The 25204-nt window shown below is 66.4% G+C and carries 22 protein-coding genes and 1 tRNA gene; 17 read left to right on the forward strand and 6 right to left on the reverse strand.

The genetic code is table 11. The features are described from left to right. Positions 1-30 precede the first annotated feature (30 nt). Both ligD (BAY61_RS28785) and ligD (BAY61_RS28790) read left to right on the forward strand, forming a co-directional pair. Positions 31-1485 carry a non-homologous end-joining DNA ligase gene (gene ligD / locus BAY61_RS28785; protein ID WP_091803099.1) on the forward strand — a complete coding sequence of 485 codons (1455 nt, stop codon included), beginning with the start codon at positions 31-33 and terminating at the stop codon, positions 1483-1485. Continuing rightward, positions 1482-2387 (forward strand): non-homologous end-joining DNA ligase, encoded by a 906-nt coding sequence (gene ligD, locus BAY61_RS28790; protein WP_091803096.1) that lies wholly within the window; start codon positions 1482-1484, stop codon positions 2385-2387. Before ligD (BAY61_RS28785) ends, ligD (BAY61_RS28790) begins: the two co-directional genes overlap by 4 nt. Here the strand turns inward: ligD (BAY61_RS28790) and BAY61_RS28795 are convergent. Next, positions 2384-3100, reverse strand: a complete 717-nt coding sequence (locus BAY61_RS28795) for a dienelactone hydrolase family protein (RefSeq protein ID WP_420848792.1) — start codon at positions 3098-3100, stop codon at positions 2384-2386. The genes ligD (BAY61_RS28790) and BAY61_RS28795 overlap by 4 nt on opposite strands. 108 nt (positions 3101-3208) lie before the next feature. Here BAY61_RS28795 and BAY61_RS28800 point away from each other — a divergent pair, with 108 nt between their 5' ends. The 5 genes from BAY61_RS28800 (at position 3209) to BAY61_RS28820 (ending at position 8534) form a co-directional block, all read left to right on the forward strand. Next, entirely contained in the window at positions 3209-5008 is a 1800-nt protein-coding gene (locus BAY61_RS28800; protein WP_091803094.1) for an ATP-binding SpoIIE family protein phosphatase, read from the forward strand. Then, positions 5005-5325, forward strand: a complete 321-nt coding sequence (locus BAY61_RS28805) for an STAS domain-containing protein (RefSeq protein WP_091803091.1) — start codon at positions 5005-5007, stop codon at positions 5323-5325. The genes BAY61_RS28800 and BAY61_RS28805 overlap by 4 nt, the downstream gene beginning before the upstream one ends. A gap of 110 nt (positions 5326-5435) precedes the next feature. Continuing rightward, positions 5436-6497, forward strand: coding sequence for a PaaX family transcriptional regulator (locus BAY61_RS28810; RefSeq protein ID WP_245865517.1), 1062 nt, complete (start codon positions 5436-5438; stop codon positions 6495-6497). Positions 6498-6750: 253 nt separating this feature from the next. Next, entirely contained in the window at positions 6751-7179 is a 429-nt protein-coding gene (locus tag BAY61_RS28815) for a hypothetical protein (protein WP_091803086.1), read from the forward strand. A 287-nt stretch (positions 7180-7466) separates the two neighbouring features. Further along, on the forward strand, positions 7467-8534 hold the full coding sequence (locus BAY61_RS28820; protein ID WP_091803083.1) for a sigma-70 family RNA polymerase sigma factor: 1068 nt from the start codon (positions 7467-7469) through the stop codon (positions 8532-8534). Here BAY61_RS28820 and BAY61_RS28825 read toward each other — a convergent pair. Next, on the reverse strand, positions 8475-9008 hold the full coding sequence (locus BAY61_RS28825; RefSeq protein ID WP_170140169.1) for a TIGR03086 family metal-binding protein: 534 nt from the start codon (positions 9006-9008) through the stop codon (positions 8475-8477). The genes BAY61_RS28820 and BAY61_RS28825 overlap by 60 nt on opposite strands. 153 nt (positions 9009-9161) lie before the next feature. On the opposite strand from BAY61_RS28825, the gene BAY61_RS28830 reads away from it, so the two are divergent. Further along, complete coding sequence (locus tag BAY61_RS28830; RefSeq protein ID WP_091803078.1) at positions 9162-10340, forward strand: sialidase family protein; 1179 nt, start codon at positions 9162-9164, stop codon at positions 10338-10340. Positions 10341-10384: 44 nt separating this feature from the next. Here BAY61_RS28830 and BAY61_RS28835 read toward each other — a convergent pair whose 3' ends face one another. After that, positions 10385-12007, reverse strand: coding sequence for an amidohydrolase (locus BAY61_RS28835; RefSeq protein WP_091803075.1), 1623 nt, complete (start codon positions 12005-12007; stop codon positions 10385-10387). Between the two features lie 307 nt (positions 12008-12314). Here BAY61_RS28835 and BAY61_RS28840 point away from each other — a divergent pair, with 307 nt between their 5' ends. Then, a complete protein-coding gene (locus BAY61_RS28840; RefSeq protein ID WP_170140168.1) occupies positions 12315-12692 on the forward strand; it encodes a hypothetical protein in 378 nt (125 codons plus the stop codon). 670 nt (positions 12693-13362) lie between these two features. On the opposite strand, the gene BAY61_RS28845 is transcribed toward BAY61_RS28840, so the two are convergent. Next, positions 13363-13435 (reverse strand) — tRNA-Thr (locus tag BAY61_RS28845). Positions 13436-13661: 226 nt separating this feature from the next. Between BAY61_RS28845 and BAY61_RS28850 the strand changes: the two genes are divergently transcribed. The 3 genes from BAY61_RS28850 to otsB are packed head-to-tail and all read left to right on the forward strand — an operon-like array spanning position 13662 to position 19220. Then, positions 13662-15179 carry a threonine/serine exporter family protein gene (locus tag BAY61_RS28850; protein ID WP_091803072.1) on the forward strand — a complete coding sequence of 506 codons (1518 nt, stop codon included), beginning with the start codon at positions 13662-13664 and terminating at the stop codon, positions 15177-15179. A gap of 24 nt (positions 15180-15203) precedes the next feature. After that, positions 15204-16655 carry an alpha,alpha-trehalose-phosphate synthase (UDP-forming) gene (locus BAY61_RS28855; RefSeq protein ID WP_091803069.1) on the forward strand — a complete coding sequence of 484 codons (1452 nt, stop codon included), beginning with the start codon at positions 15204-15206 and terminating at the stop codon, positions 16653-16655. A gap of 36 nt (positions 16656-16691) precedes the next feature. Further along, on the forward strand, positions 16692-19220 hold the full coding sequence (otsB, locus tag BAY61_RS28860; protein ID WP_091803869.1) for a trehalose-phosphatase: 2529 nt from the start codon (positions 16692-16694) through the stop codon (positions 19218-19220). Positions 19221-19223: 3 nt separating this feature from the next. Here the strand turns inward: otsB and radA are convergent, their stop codons facing one another. Together radA and BAY61_RS28870 are read right to left on the reverse strand one after the other, a co-directional pair. Further along, positions 19224-20597, reverse strand: a complete 1374-nt coding sequence (gene radA / locus BAY61_RS28865; RefSeq protein ID WP_091803066.1) for a DNA repair protein RadA — start codon at positions 20595-20597, stop codon at positions 19224-19226. Positions 20598-20626: 29 nt separating this feature from the next. Then, entirely contained in the window at positions 20627-21160 is a 534-nt protein-coding gene (locus BAY61_RS28870) for a copper chaperone PCu(A)C domain-containing protein (RefSeq protein WP_091803063.1), read from the reverse strand. A 333-nt stretch (positions 21161-21493) separates the two neighbouring features. Between BAY61_RS28870 and BAY61_RS28875 the strand changes: the two genes are divergently transcribed. The 5 genes from BAY61_RS28875 to cysS all read left to right on the forward strand — a co-directional run bounded on the left by BAY61_RS28875 (position 21494) and on the right by cysS (position 25204). Continuing rightward, complete coding sequence (locus BAY61_RS28875) at positions 21494-21985, forward strand: CarD family transcriptional regulator (protein ID WP_009156479.1); 492 nt, start codon at positions 21494-21496, stop codon at positions 21983-21985. A 62-nt stretch (positions 21986-22047) separates the two neighbouring features. Next, positions 22048-22638 (forward strand): IspD/TarI family cytidylyltransferase, encoded by a 591-nt coding sequence (locus BAY61_RS28880; protein WP_245866305.1) that lies wholly within the window; start codon positions 22048-22050, stop codon positions 22636-22638. Beyond that, a complete protein-coding gene (ispF, locus tag BAY61_RS28885) occupies positions 22635-23108 on the forward strand; it encodes a 2-C-methyl-D-erythritol 2,4-cyclodiphosphate synthase (RefSeq protein ID WP_091803058.1) in 474 nt (157 codons plus the stop codon). The genes BAY61_RS28880 and ispF overlap by 4 nt, the downstream gene beginning before the upstream one ends. Positions 23109-23118: 10 nt before the next feature. Then, positions 23119-23805: an HAD family hydrolase gene (locus tag BAY61_RS28890; protein WP_091803055.1), complete on the forward strand. Its 687-nt coding sequence runs from the start codon at positions 23119-23121 to the stop codon at positions 23803-23805. A gap of 16 nt (positions 23806-23821) precedes the next feature. Beyond that, positions 23822-25204 carry a cysteine--tRNA ligase gene (gene cysS / locus BAY61_RS28895; protein ID WP_091803052.1) on the forward strand — a complete coding sequence of 461 codons (1383 nt, stop codon included), beginning with the start codon at positions 23822-23824 and terminating at the stop codon, positions 25202-25204.

A 25204-nucleotide genomic window follows, 5' to 3' on the forward strand; every position in this document is an offset into this window, starting at 1 on the left:
CGGAGCGCCGCGATCGGGTAGACCGTTCCTATGGAGCGCAAGCTCGACGAATACCGGCGAAAACGACGTGCGGACCGCACGCCGGAACCGTTCCCCGGCTCCGAGGCGGTCGAGCCACGCGGCGCCGACGACACGTACGTGATCCACGAGCATCACGCACGCCAACTGCACTGGGACGTGAGGCTGGAACGAGGCGGAGTGCTCGTGTCGTGGGCCGTGCCGAAGGGCCTCCCGCCTGCGCCCGGCACCGTCCGGCTCGCCGTGCGCACCGAGGACCACCCGATGGAGTACGCCACCTTCTCGGGTGAGATCCCCAAGGGCGAGTACGGCGCGGGAAGCATGACCATCTGGGACAGCGGACGGTACGAAACGCTCAAGTGGTCCGATCGCGAGGTGTCGGTCGTGTTCCACGGCGAACGGGTGAGCGGCAAGTACGTGTTCTTCCGCAGTGGCGAGGAGTGGCAGGTGATCCGCTCGGACCCGGCAAGCGATCCGGATTGGGCGGCCCTGCCCGAACGCGTCGAACCCATGCTCGCGGTCAGCGGATCACTGCCCGCTGCCGAACGGGACGACGACTGGGCCTACGAGTTCAAATGGGACGGGGTCAGGGCGCTCGCCAGAATCGAGGGCGGCAGGCTCGGCCTCTTCGCGCGAAGCGGCAACGACATCACGGCGACCTATCCCGAACTGCGCGGGGTCGGTGAACAACTCGGCAGCACACAGGCTTGGCTCGACGGCGAGATCGTCGCGCTGCACGGGGGAAGGCCCAGCTTCAAGGCACTCCAGGCGAGGATGCACGCGGGAGAACAGCGAGCCAAACAGCTCGCCAAACACCAGCCCGTCACCTACCTGATCTTCGACCTGCTGCACCTCGAAGGGCACGCGTGCACGGTGCTTCCCTACGAGCGACGGAGGGAACTGCTGGAAAAACTCGAACTGGGAGGATCCAACTGGCAGCTTTCGCCGAGCTTCACCGGCGAGGGCGCGGCCGTCGTCGCGGCGGCAGGGGAACAACAACTGGAGGGCGTCATCGCGAAACGTCTCGCTTCGACGTATCAACAGGGGCAACGCTCCGCCGATTGGCTCAAGATCACCGAACTGCGGACGCTCGACGTCATCGTCGGCGGCTGGCGGCCAGGTGAAGGCAAGCGGGCCGGTACGTTCGGCTCGCTGATGCTCGGGGCGCCCTCCGCCGAAGGTCTTCGCTACGTCGGCCAGGTCGGAACCGGGTTCACCGAGGGAATGCTTCGCGATCTGCTCGCCACCCTCAGCCGGTCCGAACAGGACAGTTCCCCGTTCGGCAACGAAGTACCGAAAGAGCGGGCCAAGGGCGCGAGGTGGGTCGCGCCCACGCTGGTCGCCGAGGTCGTCTTCAAGGATTGGACGGAGGAGGGAAGGCTGCGGGCTCCGGCTTGGCGCGGCCTGCGACCCGACCTCGACCCCGCCGAGGTTCCCCATTGGGAAGATCGTGGTGACCACACATGACGGACTCCCTCGTCGACATCGAAGGCCGCAGGCTCCGACTATCCAACTTGGACAAAATCCTGTACCCGGAGGTGGGATTCACCAAGGGCGAGGTCATCGACTACTACGCGCGCATCGCGCCCGTACTGCTTCCGCACGTACGGGACAGACCCCTGACCTTGAAGCGCTATCCCAACGGCGTCGAAGCGACCTCGTTCTTCGAGAAGAACGTCTCACGGCACGCGCCCGACTGGGTGCGCACTGTCCGCATCGAGACTCCCGGCAGCTCACGCGGCGCCGAGTCGGCGGACTACGCGCTCGTCCAGGACCTGCCGACGTTGGTGTGGGCAGCGCAGCTCGCCAGCCTCGAACTGCATATTCCACAATGGACTGTCGGCCCTCGTGACGGAAAGCGGGATCCCGACCTTCTCGTCTTCGACCTCGACCCAGGACCACCGGCCACCATCGTGGAATGCTGCACCGTCGCGGCACGACTTCGCGAAGCACTCGAAGCCGATGGGCTCACCGTATACCCCAAGACGAGCGGATCGAAGGGCATGCAGCTCTACTCTCCGGTCACCGTCGGCTCGGCCGACCGGACGAGGACCTACGCCAAGGAGCTGGCCGAAAAGCTGGAACAGGACGATCCCGGGCTCGTCACCTCGCGCATGGCCAGAAACCTGCGGCCCCGCAAGGTATTCATCGACTGGAGCCAGAACAACACCCAGAAGACCACCGTGGCGCCCTATTCGCTTCGAGCCCGCGCGCTCCCCACCGTTTCGACCCCGCTCGACTGGGACGAGGTCCAGACGTGCGAGCGCCCCGACGACCTTGTTTTCACCGCTGACGACGTGCTCGAACGCGTCAGGGACATCGGCGATCTCTTCGAACCGCTCTTGGCCACCGACCGGCCCCGGCTTTAGCCCGACAACCGATCGTCGAAGAAAGCAAGGGTCCTTCCCCACGCGAGATCAGCGGCATCACGCTGATAGAAGGACGGTGCGTCGAAGTTCGAGAACGCGTGCCCCGCATCGTAGTGGTGCACCGCGATGTCCGGCCTTCCCGCGACGGCCGCTTCCACGGCGGCGATCTGCTCAGTGGAAATGTAGGGATCGGCGTCGCCATAGTGGAACAGCATCGGACAGTCGATGTCGCCCACCTTCTCCAGCATCGCGTGCACAGCGGAGCCGTAGTAGGAGACGACGGCGTCCGGGCCGCGCCCCTCGTCGCGCACCGACGTCGCGAAGAGGTATGCGAGCGTGCCGCCGAGACAGAAGCCGGCAGCACCGACCCGGCCATCGCACTCCGGCATCGCCCTGAGCGCCCTCATCGTGGCGGTCATGTCCGCGACGGCCGCTGTGAAGTCCAGTCGCTGCGCGAGCCCCATTCCCTCCTGGATTCCCGACTCGTCCTTGCTCTCGAAGCCGCGCTGGAGCCGCCAGAACATGTCGGGAACGACGGTCACGTAGCCATGACCGGCCAGTTCAGCGGCCAACTGTCGCATGTTGTCGTTGATACCGAAGACTTCCTGAAGCAGGACGATCCCCGCGCCCGGCGTCGAATCGGGTACGGCCCAATAGGCGTCGAAGTTCCCGCCGTCGAATGCCTCGATGTTCTCGTATCGCGTAGCCACCACGTCGATGATCATGTCGTTTCGGTTCACCCCGTGCCAAGTCTTCGTGGGAAATCCCAGGCCATCACCATGAGCACTGCCGGACCGTGGCTGCCCGGCTATGCTCGCCACATGCCGAAGTCGGTCGATTCCGACGACGCCGAAGACCGGTTGCGCCGCATCGAAGCCATTACGGACACCACACTCGGCGAACTCGATGTCGAGGAACTACTCCACCAACTGCTCGAACGCGTCAGGAGCATTCTCAGAGCCGACACCGCGACCGTACTGCTGCTCGACCGCGACGGTCGTCATCTCGTAGCCACCGCATCGTCGGGAATCGAAGAAGAAGTACGCCAAGGCTTCCGAATCGGTGTCGGCGAAGGCTTCGCGGGCAAGATCGCCGCGACAAGGCAGGCACTGACGATCGACCAGGTGGATTCCACGACCGTCATCAATCCGCTCCTGTGGCGGAAGGGAATACGCTCACTCGCCGGGGTACCACTGATCACCGGCGGCGAACTGCTCGGCGTGCTTCATGTCGGCGCCGTCAAGAGGGTCGGCTTCACTGATCAGGACCTGCACCTGCTGCGCCTTGCGGCCGACCGGGTGGCGCTCAGCACGCACGCCAAGCTGACCCGGGTCGAGAAGGCCGCCGCATCGGCACTACAACGCTCGCTGCTTCCCGCACGACTACCCGATGTTCCTGGGCTCGAACTCGCCGCCCGCTACGCACCCGGCGACGGCGGCGACATCAGCGGAGACTGGTACGACGTTTTCACTCTGCCTTCCGGCTGGTTGTGCGTCGCCATCGGTGATGTCGTGGGAAGAGGGCTCGCGGCGGCGACCGTCATGAGCAGACTTCGGACAGCCACAAGGGCCTACGCGCTCGAATCCCGTGACCCCAGTGAAGTGCTGACGAAGCTCGACAGGCACATCAGGACATTCGAACCGGACACGATGGCAACCATCGCCTACGCCATGTGGGAGCCGACGTTACGGCGCATGCACATTTCGCTCGCCGGACACCTGAGTCCCGTCGTCGCACCGCCGCAGGGGCCTCCAGCACCCGCCGACGTCCCGGTCGACCCTCCGGTCGGCTACGGCTCAGGAGCGCTGCGGCGGCGAACCACCATCATCGACGTCCCACTCGAAACGCTCGTCCTCTTCTACACGGACGGCCTCGTCGAACGACGAAACCGGTCGTTGAGTGAAGGACTCGCGCTGCTGGCTGACTGTTTCAGCGGAGAGACCGCAGATGAGCTGTGCTCGGCGGTGCTCGCGGGACTGCTGGGCAGCGAGCGCAACGAAGACGACGTCGCGGTGCTGGCCATCCGTGCGCGAGAACTGCCCGTGCTCGACTTCGAGATTGACGCGGTGCCGCAGTCGCTCGCGGAGGTCAGAGCCGCGTTGCGCCGTTGGCTGCCGTCGGCCGGTGCCGACGAGAATGAGGTGGGCGAATTGCTGGTCGTCGTCGGCGAAGCCTGCGCCAACGCGATCGAGCACGCCTACGGTCCTGTCGGTGGCACCGTCCGGATCCGGCTCGAACGGCGTGCCCCCGATGTGCTCGTCACCGTGAGCGACGAGGGAACGTGGCGCGAGCCGCGCGGCAGGAATCGCGGCAAGGGCACCGAACTCATGCGCAAACTCGCCGACGACCTGCGCTTCGAACACACGGCGAAGGGCACGACGGCGCACATCCGCAGACGACTCGCCGCGAGGGCGGAGGAATCAGGGGGGCCGTCCGGAGCGCTGCCCCGGACGGGGTCGGGGGTGTCCGCTTCTGGGGTCGCGTCACAGGACGCGGCGCCGCCCGAGGTGACATCATCTGAGCCGCTGTCCGATGCGACCGGTGAGCATGGCAGGAAAACCTTGCCGATCACCGGATCCGACCACTCCCCGACGACACCGGAAAGCGAGGCGCTCTCGTGACGACGGCACACGTCGAGATCCGCGATCACGCTGCCGAACGAGTCGACCTCGCGATCAGTGGCGAGATCGACCTTTCGAATTCCGCCGTGGTGCGGGATCGACTGTTCGCCTCGATCAGCAATCGCGTCACCGCGGTACGGATCGACCTCAGCGGCCTTGACTACATCGACAGTGCGGGCCTGCGCATCCTGTTCGCGCTGGCCGACAGGTTGCGGCTGCTGCAAACGTCGTGCGAACTGATGGTCCCGCCAGGCTCTCCGACCCAGAAGGTGATCCAGCTTTCCGGACTGGACACCCTGGTGACGCTGACCACCTGACCACTGAGCCCCAGCCGTCCCCGTTCCCGTTCCGTTGCGCGAGTCCCCCGTTCAGGACGCCGAGTTCTGCACTCAGGACGGCGAGTGCTGCATCTGTGCTACCGAGTTCCGTGTTCAAGAACTCGCACCCGATCTCGTCGCACACGAGCGCGACAATCAAAGTCAACTTCGGCAGCCAAGCAACGATCACCACAACAATGACCATCTTGCTCAGCGGGCAACCGCCTACCGGCGACCTGCCCCGTCGACGTTGTCTTACGATTGAAGTCACAGGTGGAGGACATCGGCTGGGAGGACGAATGCACGCCGACGACGAAGCGGACCCTGCCGGCGCGACATGGCAGCGCCCTCAGGCGCTGTTGCTCAACTTCTTCGCCGCCCATTTCCTCGGCCGAACCGAAGCCGTCTATTCCGGAAGTCTCATCGACGTTTTGGCTCGCGTGGGTGTCGGTGAGCACGCGGCACGCTCGACCTTCTCCCGAATGACAAGGCGCGGCCTCCTCGAACGACACCGGGAAGGCAAAAGAGTCTATCTCTCGCTCACCGAGCATACGGTGAACGTGCTTGAGGAAGGGGCCGAACGCGTCAAGCAGGCCGTCAACCGCAGTTGGGACGGACACTGGACCGTACTCGGTTTCTCGCTTCCGGAAACCAGGCGATCCGACCGCCATCTACTGCGTTCGCGGCTCGCGTGGGCCGGTTTCGGCCCGCTACAGAATGGACTCTGGATCACCCCGAGACCGATCGACGTCGACCGGCTGCTCGATGGCCTCGACGTCGCCGAAAACGTCAAGGCGTTTCGGGCGACAACACTACATCCCACGGATATCCACGAAATGATCTCGGAAACGTGGGACTTGGCCGAGTTGTCCGCGGGATACCGAGAGTTCCTTGCCCGCTGGGACAGCGTCGATACCATTCCGTCCGATGAGGACATACTGGCGCGACAGCTCCGCATGCACACCGAGTGGACCCTGTTGCTGCGCACCGATCCTGGACTTCCCCTCGAACACCTGCCATCGGACTGGCCCGCGGTACGCGCGGAACACGTATTTCTGCGCATGCGCTCACTCTTCGCGCCTCCCGCCAATCGAGAGGTCAGCGGAATTGTCGACCGCCTCCCATTGCCTCGACCCGAACCGGATAATCGCTCTGGTCACCGCTCTGCATGAATAGTGTCCCGGCATCGGATTCCGCGCCGGAATGTCCACTGTGGAAGGCCCAGATCCTGCCGCGCTCGGCGTCAGCCGACCCCAGGTCAAACTAGCTATTCTGGCAACGACCGTCAGGAAGTTGACGATGCCAGGACTATCGGCGCAGGGATTGACGTTCGCCGCCGGGCGCTTGGCAGCGTGCTGCCGGGAGATGATCACGGCTTAGCTCACGTCCCCGGCGTCATATCATCCGCAAGCTACTGTGTCGACCATGCTTCGCCACCGGTTCGTCCTCGCGGTTGTCGCGATCGTCGTCGTGTGGCTGGCCGTCGTGACCGTGCAGATCGCACGTCAGCCGGAGATCGGCGTGGACTCACCGCAACAACTCCAGCGCCAGCTGGCGACGGCCTTGAACGCGCGCGACGCGGGGGCGCTCGCGGAAGTGGTCGGCTACCCCGTCGCCGAAGTCGACGACTTCGCCAAGGCGTACCTCGCCAGACTCGACGAGGTGAACGCGTCGGCGATCACCGTCACCTTGTTGCCAGACCCGAGGGATCCGAAGGCTGCCGAGATCCGGGGCGAACGTGCTTCGACAAGGCCTGCCGCTGGGAACCAGGGTTCGCGCGTGACGTTTTCGTACCGGGTCGCCGTCGGGCAAGTCGACGGGAGCTGGCGAGTGGAGTTCATTCCACCCTTGTGACCGCCCGCGAGTCCCGCACCCAGGACGGCGAGATCCGCGCTCGGGTCCTGGCACTCACTGCGCCTAATTGGCGACACAAAGTAGCCAGTTGCAGCGCTGGATCTCCCGCAATTCGGCTGACACCAGCCGATGGGGAACTCGCCGACCTGAACGCGGATCTCGACGTCCTGAGCGCGGATCTCACGCGCCTGAGTGCGGATCTCGCCGTCCTGAACGCAGAACTCGCGCATACGCAGGGCTCCCGGCTCCCGGCTGGATTCGGGGTTTCGTCGGTGGGTTCTGTCAAGATGGAAACCACAGGCAGCGAGAGGGACAGAACCATGGCCAACACCACCGTCGACCAGGAGTTTCTGCGCCAGGCGGACCCGTTCCGACGGGAGCTGCTCGCACACTGTTACCGCATGCTCGGTTCCGCTCACGACGCTGAAGACCTCGTGCAGGAGACCTACCTGCGCGCCTGGCGCGCCTACGACCGCTTCGAGGGCAGGTCGTCACTGCGCACCTGGCTCCACCGCATCGCGACGACGACCTGTCTCACCGCACTAGAGAATCGCAAGCGCCGCCCCATGCCCAGTGGCCTCGGCAACGGCAGCTCCGACCCGAGCGGCGACCTCGCGGAACGACACGACATCCGATGGCTGGAACCGCTGCCCGACCCCCAGACGACAGAGGACGACCCCGCCAGCATCGTCACCGAAAGGGAGAGCGTGCGGTTGGCCTTCGTCGCCGCGCTCCAGCATCTCCCCGAACGGCAACGCGCCGTGTTGATCCTGCGCGACGTGCTGAAATGGCGCGCTGCCGAGGTCGCCGACACCGTCGGCATCTCGACGGCCGCCGTCAACAGCACCTTGCAGCGCGCGAGGGCCCAACTCGCCGAAATCGCTCCCCACCTCGACACCGTCGCCGAGCCGGACAGCTCCCAGCAGCGTGAACTCCTCGATCGCTACGTTTCCGCGTTCGAGCGCAAGGACGTCACCGAACTGATCGCCCTCTTCACCGCGGACATCGTGTGGGAAATGCCGCCGTACGCGTCGTGGTACCAGGGTAGGACCGATGTCGCCCACCATCTGACCCACCGCTGTCCCGCACAGCCGGGCAAGGTCCTCATTCTCCCGCTCCGCGCGAACGGCCAGCCCACTTTCGCGATGTATTTGCTGGACGAGAAAACGGGCGAGTACAACGCTTTCACGGTCCAGGTCCTCACCGTCACGGCCGACGGCATCAGCCAGGTCGCGAACTTCATGGACACCGCCGTGTTCGGGATGTTCGAGCTGCCCTTGACTCGGCAGGCACCTTCACAGGGGAACGCGGCCGAGAAAGGCGAGCAGCCGATCGCCGGTACCCGAGCCCGCTGAAACCGGAACCGGCTCGGCAAATCGCCACGGCCGGTCAGCCTTGGTGACCAGCGTCGGGGCCACCTGCCACAGCGCGAGAGCCAGGTCGTCGGGCATGGCTCCCCGCACCCCGCACGCAGTCGCCACATCCCAGCCGTGCACGGCGAGTTCGATCGAACCGGCCGCCAGTACGACGTCCGGCTCGACGGGCACGCCTCCGATCGTGACCTCCGAGACGCCGCTCCATGCGGGAGGCAACGCGCGTGCCCGTTCGCGCAGGCCATCAACGGAACTGCCGCTGCCGGGCTCGGCTTCGAGTGCGACGCGCCCTCTTCCCGCCGCCTCGGCGAGCGCGTCGAGTGAATCGTCGAGGTGGCCAAGGAGCGTGCGCAAATCCCAGCCCGCGCACGGCGTCGGTGACGACGGCGCGGCGCCGCGAGCGAAGCGGAGCGCGCCAAGCAGGTAGTCGACGGAGCGCCCGAGTACCCACACCACGTAGCCTCCAGCCCTGCCGTCCTGTGAGTCCGACCAGGTCCGCGCCGAAAACTCATCGCTCGCCGATCCCGATCTTGACCGTCGACCGCACAAGCCCTACCGTCCCATAGGACGTCCTATGTCTTGGCGACGTTCAGCAAGGAGGCTGGAGCGATGTCCGCCATGTCCCGACGCACCGTTCTCTCGCTCGCCGCAGCAACCGCGGCGGGGCTCGCCGTCGCAGCACCGGCGAGCGCCGCGATGGCGAGCCGTGCCACGTCGATCCCCTACCGCTCGGGGACGGAGGGTTATCACACCTTCCGGATCCCCGCTCTCGTCCGCACGAGGACAGGGCAGCTACTCGCCTTCGCGGAAGGCAGGCTCGAATCGGCAGGCGATTCCGGTGCCATCGAAGTCGTGCTGCGCCGCTCGACGGATGGCGGCAGAACGTGGGGACCACTTGCCGTGATCTCCCGCAACGGCGACGCGACCGCGGGAAACCCGAGCCCCGTCGTACTCGCCGACGGCACCATCGTGCTGGTGACCACCCGCAACGGCAGGGTGACCGAAGAGGAAATCATGTCGGGCACCGTGTCCGATGAGGACAGTAGAAGAGTGTTCGTACAGCACAGTTTCGACGACGGGCTCACCTTCACCGAGGCGAGGGAAATCACCGCCGAAGCCAAGGAGGCCAACTGGCGCTGGTACGCGACCGGACCTTGCCACGCGATCGTCTTGCGCGGCGGCAGGTACGCGGGCCGGATCGTGGTTCCCGCCAACCATTCGAGCGCTCCGCCTGCCGGTTCGCCCGACGTCGGAACGGAGCAGAAATACTATGGCGGGCACTGTCTGCTGAGCGACGACGGCGGCCGAAGCTGGCGAATCGGCTTCGTGGACGACCGCAACGACGGCCACATCGCGGCGAACGAGACGACGGTGGCCGAACTGCCCGACGGCACGCTGTACTTCAACAGCCGTGACCACGGCACTTCACCTGGCGAACGCGTCGACGCCTACAGCGGGGACGGCGGAGCCACGCTTGTCGCACCTTACCGTGAGCAGCCGACGATCGTCGGACCGAGAGTCCAAGGAAGCGTCCTGCAAGCCAGTCACCCCAAGACACTCCTGTTCTCTGGTCCGTCCAATCCGGACTCGCGGAGGTCGATGAGCATCCGGGTCAGCGCGGATGGAGGAAGAAACTGGCGGGAGGCGTACACCGTGTCCGAAGCGCACGCCGCCTACTCCGACCTCGTGGAGATCGAGCGGGGAACCATCGGGCTGCTCTACGAGACCGGAGCCGCCAATTCCTCGGAAACCATCGCCTTCCACCGTTTCGCGACGCCCAGGGATTGATCCCGCGACGACGACCGAGCCGCCGCGCGGGATCAATCGCCTTCCTACTCGCCCCTGATCTTCTCCGCCCCATACACGGGCTGCCCCGCCACGAAGGTGGCCAGCACTTCGATGTCATCGATCGCGGCACTCGGCACCGTCGTCGGGTCGTCGTCGAGCAGAACGAAATCGGCGAAGGCGCCCTTCCGGATACTGCCGCGTTCGTTTTCCTGACATGCCGTCCACGCCGCGTGCGTCGTGTACGCGCGCAGTGCTTCCGTGGCGTCGACCCGTTCGTCGGGACTGAGCACGACACCGGCCTTGCTGGTGCGCTCCACCATGGACCGCATACTCGAAAGCGGCGCGCCTCGCGACACACACGGCCGGTCGGAGCTGCCTGGAACCCGCAGTCCGGCATCCACAAAGGACCGGTGCCGGTACAACCACGGGATGCGTTCCTCACCGACCGCCTCGGCCATCGTGTCGCCGATCTCGTAGAGGAAACGCGCTTGCGGGACCGGGATGATGTTCAGTTCGGCCATTCTTGCGAGCTGTTCCGGTCGCACCATGGCGGCGTGTTCGATGCGGTGCCGGACGCCGGCGCGGGGAAGCTGCCGCTGTGCCTCCGCGAACGCGTCGAGCGCGAGGTCGATCGCCCTGTCACCGATGGCGTGCGCGGCGACGCGCCAACCGCCCTTGTGTGCGGCGACGATCCGATCGCGCAGCACGACGGGATCGTCCTGGAGCACGCCGACTCCACCGTGCCCGTGGAAGGGTTCGCTGACAGCCGCGGTACGGCTGGACAGTGCCCCGTCGGTGAAGATTTTCATCGGCCCGATGCGGAGGAAGTCGTCGCCGAATCCGGTGTGCAGGCCGAGATCGAGCCCGAAAGCATTGCCGTGCAAGGGATGCAGCACCTCGCTCGCAGGCATCAGCTCCACCCGCAACGGGAGATCGCCGCGTCGACGGGCGAGTTGATACGCGGCGGCCTCGGCTGGACTGTGCCCGATCCAGCCGCCGCCGATTCCGGCTTCGGTCACGTGGGTGAGTCCTTCCGCGACGTAGGCCTTGCCCGCCCGCGCGATGGCGTCGGCAAGTTCCTCGACGGGGTAGGGCTTGACCAGCGCGTCGACGAGTTGCTGTGCCTGCTCCGCGAGCAGGCCCGTCGGCTCACCCGCCTCATCTTTGCTGACAACCCCGCCCTCTGGCACCGTCGCGGAACCGTCGAGCACACCGGCTTCGGCGAGAATCGCGGTACTCGCGACGCACATGTGAGCCGACCGGTGCTTGAGCCACACGGGCCGCCCTCCGCCAGCCCTGTCGAGTTCGGCCCTGCCCGGATGCCCGCCGAGCACGAAGTCGTCGTAGCCCGACCCGATGACCCAGGCGTCGGAGGGCATGCCGCTCGCGCGCCGCGCGACCGCGTCGTAGACCTCTTGGTGACTGCGGCATCCGGAAAGGTCGATCTCGGCGAGCGAAAGTCCGTACCAGACCATGTGGTTGTGAACGTCGGAGAATCCCGGGGTGAGCACGGCGCCTTCACCATCGAAAACCGTGGTCGCGGAAAGTCCTTCGACGTCATCGTCGACACCGACGATGCGTCCACCGAGCACCCCGACCGTGTGCGCGAACCCGTGTTCGCCGGTCATGGTCAGTGCTCGTACATCCCGCAACAGCAGATCCAGCATGGCACGTCCTCTCCCGCCAAGTGGTGAAACCGTCAGCGGCAGCGTAAGTGGTGGCCGAGTCGGCTCGAAAGGTCGACGGAAGGCTCGACGAAGCCGGGCATCGGGTGAGCCGAAGACATCGCCACGACGTATTGGTTCAACCAATGTGGACGAGCGCTTACGGTGCTCCCCGCACACGCGGGGTCCGGAGCTGCCCCATGCGCATGTTCGGTCCGATGCGCTCCCGGCGCAGGTGGGGAGTCCGGGCATCGGGAAATCCCCGCGACGTGCAGAGTGCCGTGACCCGCGAGACCGGTAAGCTGCGCGCATGTCGCAGGAGCCGGATGACCTTGCCGCCGCCGTGGCCGCACTACAGACCGAGGTCGCGGATCTGCGCACGCATCTACAGCGGGTCGCCAAGGATGCCGCAGCCGCGCAAGTCCTCGCGCGTGGCGCCGACCGCGACGTCGCCGACCTCACCAGCGAACTGCGTGACTTCCGTACCCACAACACCAATCTGCACAACGCCACCCGCGAGGATCTGCGGGAGACCCGCCAAGAACTGCGGGAACTACGCGAATCGACCAACGCGGGGTTCATGGAGATGCGTGGCAAACTCGATGCGACCGCGGCAGGGCAGGCTCAGATCGCCGAGCTGCTGACCACACTGATCGAGCGCGGCGACCGGAACGACGCCGCCGACTGACGTAAGTGACAGCGTGACGGCGCCGCTTGTCGAATTGGCGCGGTGAACCCATCGATCGGTATGCGCTGAGCTATAGAATCCAGCTCGTACCGTGGCCAAAATTTCGAGTCTTTCGCCCGCAAACCCGCAGGTCAAAAAGGGTACTCCCGGCGCACGCGGGGGTGGTCCAGGCTCGGACTCGACATCCAGCACCCATGCCACGTGCTCCCCGCGCACGCGGGGGTGGTCCCACTGAGACTCAATGTTGACGGGACCGGCCTGGGTGCTCCCCGCGCACGCGGGGGTGGTCCACGTCACGACCGGAGCGGTGTCGCCGAGTTCGAGTGCTCCCCCGCGCACGCGGGGGTGGTCCCATCAGCCAGCGGATGATCGACCCGATGGTCTGTGCTCCCCGCGCACGCGGGGGTGGTCCCCAGTGCCGCCAAACCGGGCGGGCGGACATGATGTGCTCCCCGCGCACGCGGGGGTGGTCCGGTTCTGATGATGTCCTTGACAGCAAGGCACAGGTGCTCCCCGCGCACGCGGGGTGGTCCGCTCCGCCTCGGCCGCCAGGTCCTGGACGCGCCACTCCACCGATGCTCCCCAAGCGTGTGGACCGCCCATCAAACCGGGCAAGAAAGGCAAACCCGAAACCCGGACCAAAGCCCCCGAAAACGCCCCGCACAAAGTGAGCCGACAAGGGGACTCGAACCCCTGACCTGCTGTTTACAAGACAGCTGCTCTACCAACTGAGCTATGTCGGCCTGCTCCCACTGTCACGCCGTGGTCGCGCGACCACTATATCGGCAGCCCGCTTCACGACGGCACCTGGTCGCGCGACTTCACGGGCCGGTTCAAGACCGTTTCTAGCGCTAAATTGGTCATGCGGCTTCGTGATCGGAAAACGTGGCAAACGCCACTCCGGTAAGGGTGCAACAGCGAGAGCACGTCGGTCGATGCTCCCCGGGAAACCTGCGAAGGAGGTGGGAAATGAAACTCAGGCCGCGCGCGAGAACGGCGCCGAACCGCCGGCACGCGTGGCAGATCCTGGAGGCACCAGCCGAGGATCAGTCCGACAAGCACGGTCGACGCCAACCGCAGAGCCGCAAGAGCAGCCGACGCGCATGGCACATCCTTGAGGCACCGACAGGTGAGCTTCCCGTCGTCGACACGACCGCCACGATGGGCCCGCAACTTCCCGACGAAGCCACCGTCCATCTGGTGCTCGACCTCGTCCTGCGCATCGGCGAGGTTCAGATGGCAAGCGGCGCCGGTGCTTCCGACGTCACCGCGACGATCCTGGCCCTGACGCGCGCACTGGGTCTACCCCATTGTGAGGTCGACGTCATTTTCACGTCGATCACCGTGAGTTGCCATCGTGGTAGCGAACTGTCACCGGTCACCGCTGTCCGCGTGGTCAGGAGCCGCAGCCTCGACTACACGCGCCTTTCGGACACCGAACGTCTCGTGCAGAAGCTGCTGCGCAACCGCATCAGCACCGAGGACGCCTACACCGAGCTGCACCAGATCACCAACGCCAAGCACCCTTACCCCCGCTGGGTGTCGACGCTGGCGTGGGGCGGGATGGCCGGTTTCATCACACTCCTGCTCGGCGGCACCGGCTGGGCCCCGTTCATCTCCTTCGTCATCAGTGCCGTCGTAGACCGGGTAGGGCGGCGGCTGAACAGGCTTCAGCTCCCGTTCTTCTTCCAGCAGGTGGCAGGCGGATTCGTGGCGACGCTCGCCGCGATCGGCATCGTGAATCTCGACTTCTTCCCGCTCCAGCCGACACTGGTCGTCGCGGCGGCACTGACCGTGTTGCTCTCGGGACTCTCGACGGTGTCGGCGGTGCAGGACGCCATCACCGGCTACTACGTCACCGCGGCGGGCCGCACGTTGGAAGTGGTGTTGATGAGTGCGGGACTCATCACGGGTGTCGCGTTCGCGATCAGCATCGCGAACCAGCTCGGCGCGCCGATCGCACCACCGCCGACAGCCGCTGTGCCCGATGTCACTGCCGTCGGCGTGCTCATCACGCTGGTCGCGGGCTGTGGCGCCGCGGCGTGCTTCGCGCTCGCCTCGTACTCGAAACTGCGGCCGTTGCTGGTCGCGGCCATTGCGGGCGGGGTTGGCGCCGGATCGTACGGCCTGCTGCTCGCCACAGGCGCCAGTCCGATCATCGCCTCGGCGGTCGCCGCGACTCTCGTCGGTTTCGGCGGCGGTGTGCTGTCGAGGCGGCTACAGGTGACGCCACTCGTGGTCGCGGTTTCCGGCATCACACCGCTGCTGCCTGGTCTCGCGACCTACCGGGGCCTTTCCGATTTGGCGGACGGCGGAAGCATGGGAACGCTGATGGGAGCCATCGCCATCGGGCTCGCGCTGGCGGCGGGCGTCGTGCTCGGTGAGTTCCTCGCGCAGCCCGTGCGAACAGGGCTCGGCAGGCTGGAACGCAAGCTGTCCGGACCAAGGCTGGCCGGTCCCCTCGACACTGGACAACGCCTGGAATAGGTCTCGCACGATACTGTTCAAAGCATGCCGTCCGAGGGAAACGCGGAGCCGTCCGAGGCAAGAGCCGAGTTCGTCGTCGTAGCCAACCGGCTACCGGTCGACCTCGATCGCGCGGCCGATGGCACCCAGCGCTGGACACAGAGCCCCGGCGGGCTCGTGTCCGCGCTTGAGCCGTTCCTCCGCTCCCGTAAAGGCGCCTGGGTCGGTTGGCCCGGTGTACCGGACGTCGAGGTCGACGAGTTCACCGACGAAGGGCTCATCCTCCATCCCGTATCCCTCAGTTCGGCTGACGTCAGGGACTACTACGAGGGGTTCTCCAACGCGACGCTGTGGCCGCTGTACCACGACGTGGTCGCGCCGCCGATCTTCGACCGGAGCTGGTGGGAAAGCTACGTCAGGGTCAATCGCCGGTTCGCGGAGGCCAGCGCGGCCGTCGCGGACGAGGGCGCCACGGTCTGGGTGCAGGACTACCAGCTCCAGCTCGTACCGAGCATGCTCAGGGAGTTGCGGCCCGACCTGCGCATCGGCTTCTTCCTGCACATTCCCTTCCCACCAGTCGAACTGTTCATGCAGTTGCCGTGGCGCGCGGAGATCGTGCGCGGGCTCATCGGGGCCGACCTCGTCGGCTTCCATCGCCCCGGCGGTGCGCAGAACTTCCTGTGGCTGGCGAGGCAGCTCATCGGCCTCGAACCGAGCCGAGGTTCGGTCGGTGTCCGGTCGAGGCCGGGCATGGTGCAGGTCGGCGACCGCACGGTGCGCGTTGGCGCGTTCCCGATCTCGATCGACGCGGCGGGACTCGACGCGCTGTCGAGGACTAAGGCTGTTTCCGAGCGGGCAGCGCAGGTCAGGAGCGACCTCGGCAACCCGAAGACGATCCTGCTCGGCGTCGACCGGCTCGACTACACCAAGGGCATCGACCTGCGGCTACAGGCATTCCACGAACTGCTCCAGGAGGGCAGGGTCAATCCCGAGGACGTGACCTTCGTCCAACTCGCCACCCCCAGCAGGGAACGCGTCGAGCACTACCAGCGGATGCGTGGTGAGATCGAGCAGATGGTCGGTCGCATCAACGGCGAGTTTGCCAAAGTGGGCCACCCCGTCGTGCATTACCTGCACCAATCGGTGAACCGCAAGGAACTCGCCGCCTTCTTCTCCGCCGCGGACATCATGGTCGTGACGCCACTGCGTGACGGCATGAACCTCGTCTGCAAGGAATACGTCGCGTGCAGGCACGACCTCGGCGGGGCGCTCGTGCTGTCCGAATTCGCGGGAGCCGCTGCCGAGTTGAGCAGCGCTTTCCTGGTCAACCCGCATGATTTGGACGGGGTGAAGAACGCACTCGAACAGGCTATTACGCTCGATCCCGCGGAAGGTCGACGCCGGATGCGCGCCTTGCGTCGTCAGGTTCTGACCCACGATGTCGACAGATGGGCCCGCTCGTTCCTGGAAGCTCTGGGATCCGAACCGGCCGCCTGACTTCCAGCCCACCGCCTGGCTCCTGAAGGAGGAGTGTTGACCGCCGAGGCCCTGCCCGCTGAGCTGCGGCGCGCGATCGTGCAGATCGCCAGGACGCCGCGCCTGCTGGTCGCCTGCGACTACGACGGAACGCTGGCGCCGATCACCGAGAACCCCGACGAGGCGAGAGCCCGTTCCGAGTCGGTCGGCGCGCTGCGTTCGCTGGCCGGGCTGCACGAGACGACGACGGCCGTGATCTCGGGAAGAGCGCTGCGCGACCTCGCCACCCTTTCCCGGCTACCCGCCGAGGTCCACCTCGTCGGCAGTCATGGTTCCGAGTTCGACATCGGCTTCGTCCACGAGATCGACGCCGAGGCGAAGGATCTGCATCGCAGGGTCGAGGAGGAACTGGACCGGCTCATCGACGGGGTGCGCGGCGCCTCGCTCGAAGTCAAGCCCGCGAGCATCGCAGTGCACGTTCGCAGGGCCGAAAGGGCCGAAGCGAAGCGGATCATCGAATCCGTCCACAGTGGACCCAGTAGGTGGGAGGGAGTCTCGACGACGGACGGCAAAGAGGTCGTCGAACTTTCCGTCATCCAGACCGACAAGGGCAACGCGCTCGACACGTTGCGGCACCAGGCGGGCGCGACAGCGGCCGTGTTCGTCGGCGACGACGTCACCGACGAGAAGGCGTTCGTCAGGTTGACCGGCCCCGACCTCGGCATCAAGGTCGGCGACGGCGATTCGGCCGCGCAGTACCGCGTCGGCGACACCGAAGAGGTCGCCACCGTGCTGGCGTTCATGCTCGAAGAGCGCCGCAACTGGCTGTACGGCGAGCAGTCGCCTCCCATCGAGCGAATCTCGATGCTCGCCTCCGAGCGCGCGGTGGCTTTGCTCACCCCCGACGCGAAGCTGACCTGGCTGTGCCATCCGGGGCCCGACGCGGCCGCGGTGTTCGCCGATCTGCTCGGCAGCGAGAGCGCGGGGCACTTCTCGATCAAACCCGACCGCAACGGCCTGCCGCTCGGCCAGCGCTACCTCCCCAACACGATGACCGTGGAAACGCGCTGGTCACGGCTGCTGGTCACGGACTACCTCGAACCGGAGTGCGCCACCCACAGGACCGATCTCGTCAGGGTGATCTCCGGCGAGGCAACCGCGTCCATCGTCTTCGCGCCACGTCCCGAGTTCGGCGGCGTCCCGGTCAGCCTGATCCAGGAGCAGGACGGGCTCAGGGTGCTCGGTACCTCGGAGCCGTTCGTGCTGCGCGCTCCGGGGGTCCAATGGGAGATCACCAACGACGGCATGCACGACACGGCGAAGGCGCTCGTCCAGCCGACCGCGACCCAGCCGGTCGTGCTCGAACTGCGCTGCGGCACCACCGACCTCGGCCCGCACCAGCTTTCCGAGATCGACCGCCGTGGGAGAGCAGGCGAGTACTGGAGCGAGTGGGCGACGACGCTGAAGCTGCCGAACGTCGAGCCCGAGCTGGTGGCACGCTCAGCGCTCACGCTGCGCGGCCTCGCCAACTCCGACACCGGCGGCGTGATGGCAGCCGCGACGACCTCGCTCCCAGAGGAGATCGGCGGGGTCCGCAACTGGGACTACCGGTACTGCTGGATCCGCGACGGCGCGATGACGGTTCGTGAGCTGGTGAGTCTCGGCTCGCTCGACGAAGCCGAAGGGTTCCTCCGCTGGCTGCACGGCGTCCTCGCCACCCTCGCAGGCCCGGAGCGGCTGCACCCGCTGTACACGCTGGCCGGAACCCAGCTCGGCGCGGAAGCCGTGATCGATTCCCTGCCCGGCTACAAGGGCTCCCGGCCGGTCCGGGTCGGCAACCTCGCCAACCATCAGGTTCAGCTCGACGTGTTCGGGCCCGTCGTCGAGCTGGTGATGACGCTCGCCGAGGCGAGGGGGAACCTGCGCGACCAGGACTGGCAGCTGGTCAGGGCCATGGCGGAGGCCGTGAAGCGGCGCTGGGACGAACCGGATCACGGCATCTGGGAAGAGCGGCACGTACCCCGGCACCGCGTCTACTCGCGGGTGATGTGCTGGGTGACGCTGGACAGGGCGATCAAACTCGGCGAAATCTACGGCCGCCCCGTTCCGGAGGGATGGGCGCAGCTCAGGGACACCATCGCGCACGACGTGCTCGAACACGGCTGGAACGACGAGGTCCGCGCTTACACGACCGCCTACGACGGTGTCGATCTCGACGCGGCTTCGTTGTTCGTCGGGCTTTCCGGGTTGCTCGATCCGGCCGACGAGCGCTTCCAGTCGACGGTCACCGCGATCGAGGCGGAACTGCGCAGCGGCTCGACGGTCTACCGCTACCGGAGGGATGACGGGCTGCCGGGAGACGAGGGCGGCTTCCACCTGTGCGCGGCCTGGATGATCGAGGCGTACCTGCTGACCGGCCGCCGCACCGAGGCTCAGGAACTGTTCCAGCAGCTCGTCGACGCTGCCGGCCCGACGGGACTGCTTCCCGAGCAGTACGACCCCGTCGCGGAGCGCTCGCTCGGCAACCACCCGCAGGCATATTCGCACCTTGGCCTCATCCGCTGCGCGAGGCTGCTTGCCGAGTGACCCTCAGCCGACCGGAACGTACTTGACGGCATGCAGCGCGCCTGCGAGGTCGCCGACCTCCAGCGCCTGGATGCCTTCGGGCATCGGACCGGCGTCGGGTGGCACGAGGGCGTGTGTGAAGCCGAGCCGCACGGCTTCCGCGAGCCGCCTGCCGACCCCGGTGATCCGGCGTACCTCCCCTGCGAGGCCGACCTCGCCGATGGCGACGAGCCTCGGGGACAACGCGGTGTCGGTGAAGGCTGAGGACACCGCCAGCGCGACGGCGAGGTCGACGGCGGGCTCGGTGACCTTCATGCCGCCGACGGTCGCGGTGTAGATGTCCTTGTCGCCGAGCTGGATCCGGCCCCGTTTCTCCAGCACCGCGAGCACCATGCTCACCCTGGAGGAGTCGAGCCCGCTCACCGCGCGCCTCGGCTGGTTGAGCGTCGAACGGCCGACGAGCGCCTGCACCTCGCCGAGCAACGGGCGCTTGCCCTCGACGGTCACGGTGACCGACGTGCCGGGGACGGCCTCGGCGTGGCGGTTCAGGAACAGCCCCGATGGATCGGGAACGCCGACGATGCCGTCGTCCCTCAACTCGAAGCAGCCGATCTCGTCGGCGGCACCGAACCGGTTCTTGACCCCGCGCACCAGCCGCAGCGTCGAGTGCCGATCGCCTTCGAAGTGCAGCACGACGTCGACGAGGTGTTCGAGCACGCGGGGACCGGCGACGGAACCGTCCTTCGTGACGTGACCGACGAGCACGATCGGCAACCCGCGTTCTTTAGCGAGCGCCACGAGCCCGGCCGTGACGGCGCGGACCTGGGTGACCCCGCCGGGGGCGTTGTCCACCTGCGGCGACGACATCGTCTGCACCGAGTCGACGATCAGCAGCCCCGGCTTGACGTCGTCGACGTGACCGAGGATGGCGCCGAGATCGCTTTCCGCCGCGAGGTACATCCGCTCGTGCACGTTGCCGGTTCTTTCGGCACGCAGCCTGACTTGCCCGGCGGATTCCTCGCCCGTGACGTACAGCGCGGGCGCGGCCTTGGCTCGCTCGGCCCAGCGGTGTGCCACCTCAAGCAACAATGTCGACTTGCCGACACCGGGTTCGCCGGCCAACAGAACGACCGCGCCAGGCACGAGACCGCCGCCGAGGACGCGATCGAGTTCGGAGACCCCCGTCTCGGCAGCCCGCGAACTCTCGATGTCGACGTGGGCGATGGGGCGAGCGGGCGCGCTCGGCGCCCCCGCGGCGACCCTCGCGATGGGCGGCCTGCTCTCGCCCCGCTCCTCGATCGTGCCCCACGCCTGACATTCAGGACACCGGCCTACCCACTTGGCGACCTCAAGGCCGCACTCGGCACACCGGAAGCTGCTGGACGCCTTTTTGACCACGTGCGGAAACTAGCCGGAGGGACCGACAGTCAGTGACCGCCGCCCTCTTCGTGCTCCTCCTCGGAGGCACGCGGCTCGGTCGGCGCCATGACGGGCAGGTCGACCTGCACCTCGCCCGCTTCGCGGAACGTGAGGGTGATGACCAGGTTCTGACCGGGCCGGACCTCTTGCTTCAGGCCCTGCAAGGTGATGGTGCCGTGGAGCTGCTGCTCACCGCCGGGCGCCGTGGGGCCGATGGCGAGCGTCGTGTTGCCAGGGATGGCGCGCTCGCCCCCGAGCTCGACACTGTCGGCGTTCTCGGAGCTGGCGGAGACCAGCTGGTCTTCCTCCAAGCTCTGGTTGACGATGCTCATCAGCACGTCGGCGTTGGACCCCTCGGTGTGAACGGCGGGCTCACCACCGGAGGGGTAGGCCAGCTCCGCGTTGCGGATGGCCATGGTGCCGACCTGAGCCTCCGCACCGTTGACGGCCGCGACCTGGGTGTCCGTCTGAGTGATCTGCCCTGCCCCGCAACCCGTCACCAGCAACGCGGCACCGAGACCGAACGCGGCTGCGCCCAGCATGCGACGTTTCACTTCTCCGAATCCTCCCTAGCCGGGGTCATAACCCTGCCGCGCAGACTATCCGGCGGTCCGATGTGACGCGGCACGTGGTGGGCGTTCGGCCGCAACACGCGCCCCGGTCGGCGGGATTTGTCGTCCACAATGGATTAGAAGCGGATTGGAGCGAAACAAGGAATGGTGTCGCCACCACCAGCGTGAGTACACGAATTACGCGTTTGTCAACCCCCGGCCGTTTGCTGATTAGGCCACTGACCTGCAAGGACGAGCGCGGGTAGCTGGTTACCCTTTGAGCCTCCGTGCTAAGCTGGATGAAGCGAAAGGGGCAGAGGACACATGGTTTTCAAGGTCGGAGAGACCGTCGTCTACCCGCACCACGGTGCCGCACTCATCGAAGCGATTGAGACACGCGTGATCAAGGGCGAGGAAAAGCAGTATCTCGTGCTCAAGGTCGCGCAGGGAGATCTCACTGTTCGCGTCCCCGCAGACAACGCCGAAATCGTCGGCGTTCGTGATGTCGTGGGCCAGGACGGGCTTAACCGCGTTTTCGACGTGTTGCGTGCTCCTCACACCGACGAGCCGACAAACTGGTCTCGCCGGTACAAGGCCAACCTTGAGAAACTCGCCTCAGGCGATGTCAACAAGGTGGCCGAAGTGGTGCGCGACCTCTGGCGACGTGAAAAGGACCGCGGCCTTTCCGCAGGTGAGAAGCGGATGCTGGCCAAGGCGCGGCAAATTCTGGTAAGCGAGTTGGCACTCGCCGAGGGCACCGACGAAGGCAAGGCCGAGGTGCTACTCGACGAGGTTCTGGAAACCGCGGCGGTCTAGTAACCCTGAACGTCATCGCACTGGTTCCCCTTGGCAATCGGGATCGACACCATTCAGGGGCGCTGACCCGGTTTCGAGGCGAGCCGCTGTTGTCACATGCCGTTCGCGGCTTGTTGCGCTCCGGTTGCGTGGACCGGGTTGTCGTAGCGGGCCCGCCGCACAACGTAGCCGCGTATTCGGCAGCGCTCGCGCTGGTCAACGACGCGGAAGTGAAGGTACTGGCCGGAGGTGGCGATCGCATCGAATCGATGCGATCGGCCCTCACGGCCAGTTCTCCTGAGCCAACGGACCTCGTACTCGTACACGACGCATCTCGCCCGTTCACTCCTACGGCTACTTTTACCGCCGTGGTCTCCGAACTCAAAGCGGGAGCCGTCGCGGCCGTGCCGGTGGAACCGGTCACGGACACGATCAAAATCGTCGATTCCGACGACGTCATTCGCGGAACCCGCGATCGAACACTGCTTCGTTCCATTCAGGCGCCTCAAGGGTTTCGCGCGGCGACACTGCGCGGAACCAATACCGGCGATCCATTGACCGAACTGGGCGCCAAAGTGCGGACCGTGGCTGGACATCCCCACGGAATGCGTCTCGTCTCGGCATTCGACCTGGCTGTGATCGAAGCATTACTCGCAGCAGAAGGCACCCCGTGAGAATCGGTCAAGGCATTGATGTTCACCCGATAGAAACCGGCAAGGAGTGTTGGATCGCCGGACTGCACTGGCCGGGAATATCCGGCTGTGCCGGGCATTCCGACGGCGACGTTGCCTCGCACGCGCTCTGTGACGCGGTGCTTTCCGCGGCGGGGCTCGGCGATCTCGGTGCGGTTTTCGGTACCGGCCAACCCCGTTGGGCCGGTGCGCACGGTGCCGAACTCCTCGCGGAAGTGCGCCGGCTCGTCGAGGAGCAGGGCCTGGTGATCGGCAACGCGACCGTCCAGGTCATCGGCAACGCGCCGCGAATAGGTACTCGGCGGGCCGAAGCGCAACGGGTGCTCGGCGACGCGCTCGGCTGCCCCGTCAGCGTCGCGGGGACGACGACGGACGGGCTTGGGCTCACCGGCCGAGGCGAAGGTCTCGCCGCGATCGCCAGCGCGCTCCTGATGTCGAAAAATACCGGGTAACCTGGGCTCTGTGACGATTCAGGCGGTGATGTTCGACTTCTCCGGCACGCTGTTCCGGCTCGAACAGGACGAAAGTTGGATCGACGAGCTCACGGGCGCCGACGGCGACCCTCTCGACGTCGAGGCCCAAGCCGAGTTGATGCGCAGGATGACGGCTCCCGTCACCCAGATCCTGGAGTTCACCGACGAGTACCAGCACGCGTGGGACAACCGCGACCTCGATCCCGAACTGCACAGCAAGATCTATCTTGAGGTGCTGCGTCAATCCGGCATCCCCCAGCCCGAACAGGCCAAGGCGCTCTACGACCGGCTCATCGATCCCTCGGAGTGGACGCCGTACCCCGACGCGGAGGCCGCGCTGAAGGAGTTGGCCGACAGGGGTGTCCGGGTAGGGGTACTGAGCAACATCGCGTTCGACATCCGCCCCGCGTTCAGGGAGCACGGTCTCGACGCCTACGTCGACGAGTTCGTACTGTCGTTCGAAGTCGGAGCCATCAAACCGGACCCCGCGATCTTCCGGCTGTTACTCGATCGGCTCGGAATCGCCGCCGAAAACGCGCTGATGGTCGGCGACAGTGCCGAAGCCGACGGGGGCGCCAAGGAGCTGGGCTCCGCGTTCGCGCTGGTCGAGCCACTCCCGACAGGAGAACGCGAGGAGGGCCTGCTGACTGCCCTGCGCGAACACTCCGTGCTCTGACCCGTACCATTTTCCTGTGGTCCTACATCTCTACGACACCGCGACCCGGAGCGTGCGGGAATTCCATCCCGCGCGGAGCGGAACGGCGTCCATGTATGTCTGTGGGGCCACCGTGCAGGGCGTCCCGCACATCGGGCACGTGCGCGGCGCGCTCAACTACGACGTGTTGCGCCGCTGGCTGCTCCACAATGGACTTGACGTCCTGATGGTGCGCAACGTGACCGACATCGACGACAAGATCCTCACGAAGGCCGCCGACGCCGACCGCCCGTGGTGGGAATGGGCTGCCACGCACGAGCGCGCCTTCGAGGACGCCTACCAGGCGCTCGGCTGCCTGCCGCCGTCGATCGCGCCGCGCGCGACGGGGCACGTGACCCAGATGGTCGAGCTGATTCAGCGGTTGATCGACAGGGGACACGCCTACCCTGCCGATGGTGACGTGTACTTCTCCGTCACCTCGTTCGCGGGATACGGGGCGTTGTCCGGTCAGCGGCTCGACGAGGTCCAGCAGGGCGAGACCCAGGCAGAGGGCAAGCGCGACCCTCGCGATTTCACCTTGTGGAAGGGCAGCAAACCGGGAGAACCTTCGTGGCCGACGCCGTGGGGCCGGGGAAGGCCGGGTTGGCACCTGGAGTGCTCCGCCATGTCGACGACCTACCTCGGTGCCGAGTTCGACATCCACGGCGGCGGCGTCGACCTTGTCTTTCCCCACCACGAGAACGAACGGGCCCAGTCAGAGGCGGCAGGCGATCCGTTCGCTCGATTCTGGCTGCACAACGCGTGGGTGACGCTGTCGGGCGAGAAGATGTCGAAATCGCTCGGCAACGTCGTTTCCATCCCGGAAATGCTGCGCAGGTACCGGGCGGTCGAGCTGCGCTACTACCTGATCCAGCCGCACTACCGTTCGACGATCGAGTACTCGGACGAAGCACTGACCGAGTCCGCACAGGGATTCCGGCGGATCGAGCAGTTCCTCCGCAGGGCCGCGGGCAGCGCAGGGGAGGTCCGGATCGGAAAGGTTCCGGCCGAGTTCGCGACCGCGCTCGACGACGATCTCGGTACGCCGCAGGCATTCGCCGTCCTGCACAACACGGTCCGTGACGGCAACGCCGCCCTCGACGCGGCCGATTCCGCGAAGGCCGTCGAACTGGCCGAGACCGTGAGGGCCATGACCTCCGTACTCGGCGTCGACCCGCTTTCGACGGCGTGGGCCGACACCGAGGAGAGCAGCGGCACCGACGCACTCGGCAGCCTGGTCGAGGCCATGCTCGCAATGCGGCAGCAGGCCCGCGCAGACAAGGACTTCGCGAAAGCCGATGCGATCCGCGACCAGCTCACACACGCGGGTATCGCCGTCGAAGACACCCCCAACGGTCCCATGTGGACAGTAAGAGACTGA

The organism is Prauserella marina (genome assembly GCF_002240355.1).
GTDB lineage: Bacteria > Actinomycetota > Actinomycetes > Mycobacteriales > Pseudonocardiaceae > Prauserella_A > Prauserella_A marina.

Excerpts from the sequence above, each read along its gene's own strand:
- ligD (WP_091803099.1), top strand. The coding sequence starts at position 31 with ATGGAGCGCAAGCTCGACGAATACCGGCGAAAACGACGTGCGGACCGC.
- BAY61_RS28855 (WP_091803069.1), top strand. The coding sequence starts at position 15,204 with ATGCCGTCCGAGGGAAACGCGGAGCCGTCCGAGGCAAGAGCCGAGTTC.
- BAY61_RS28830 (WP_091803078.1), top strand. The coding sequence starts at position 9,162 with ATGTCCGCCATGTCCCGACGCACCGTTCTCTCGCTCGCCGCAGCAACC.
- BAY61_RS28870 (WP_091803063.1), bottom strand. The coding sequence starts at position 21,160 with ATGCTGGGCGCAGCCGCGTTCGGTCTCGGTGCCGCGTTGCTGGTGACG.
- ligD (WP_091803096.1), top strand. The coding sequence starts at position 1,482 with ATGACGGACTCCCTCGTCGACATCGAAGGCCGCAGGCTCCGACTATCC.
- BAY61_RS28850 (WP_091803072.1), top strand. The coding sequence starts at position 13,662 with ATGAAACTCAGGCCGCGCGCGAGAACGGCGCCGAACCGCCGGCACGCG.
- BAY61_RS28835 (WP_091803075.1), bottom strand. The coding sequence starts at position 12,007 with ATGCTGGATCTGCTGTTGCGGGATGTACGAGCACTGACCATGACCGGC.
- BAY61_RS28820 (WP_091803083.1), top strand. The coding sequence starts at position 7,467 with ATGGAAACCACAGGCAGCGAGAGGGACAGAACCATGGCCAACACCACC.
- BAY61_RS28800 (WP_091803094.1), top strand. The coding sequence starts at position 3,209 with ATGCCGAAGTCGGTCGATTCCGACGACGCCGAAGACCGGTTGCGCCGC.
- BAY61_RS28875 (WP_009156479.1), top strand. The coding sequence starts at position 21,494 with ATGGTTTTCAAGGTCGGAGAGACCGTCGTCTACCCGCACCACGGTGCC.
- BAY61_RS28840 (WP_170140168.1), top strand. The coding sequence starts at position 12,315 with ATGTCGCAGGAGCCGGATGACCTTGCCGCCGCCGTGGCCGCACTACAG.
- BAY61_RS28815 (WP_091803086.1), top strand. The coding sequence starts at position 6,751 with ATGCTTCGCCACCGGTTCGTCCTCGCGGTTGTCGCGATCGTCGTCGTG.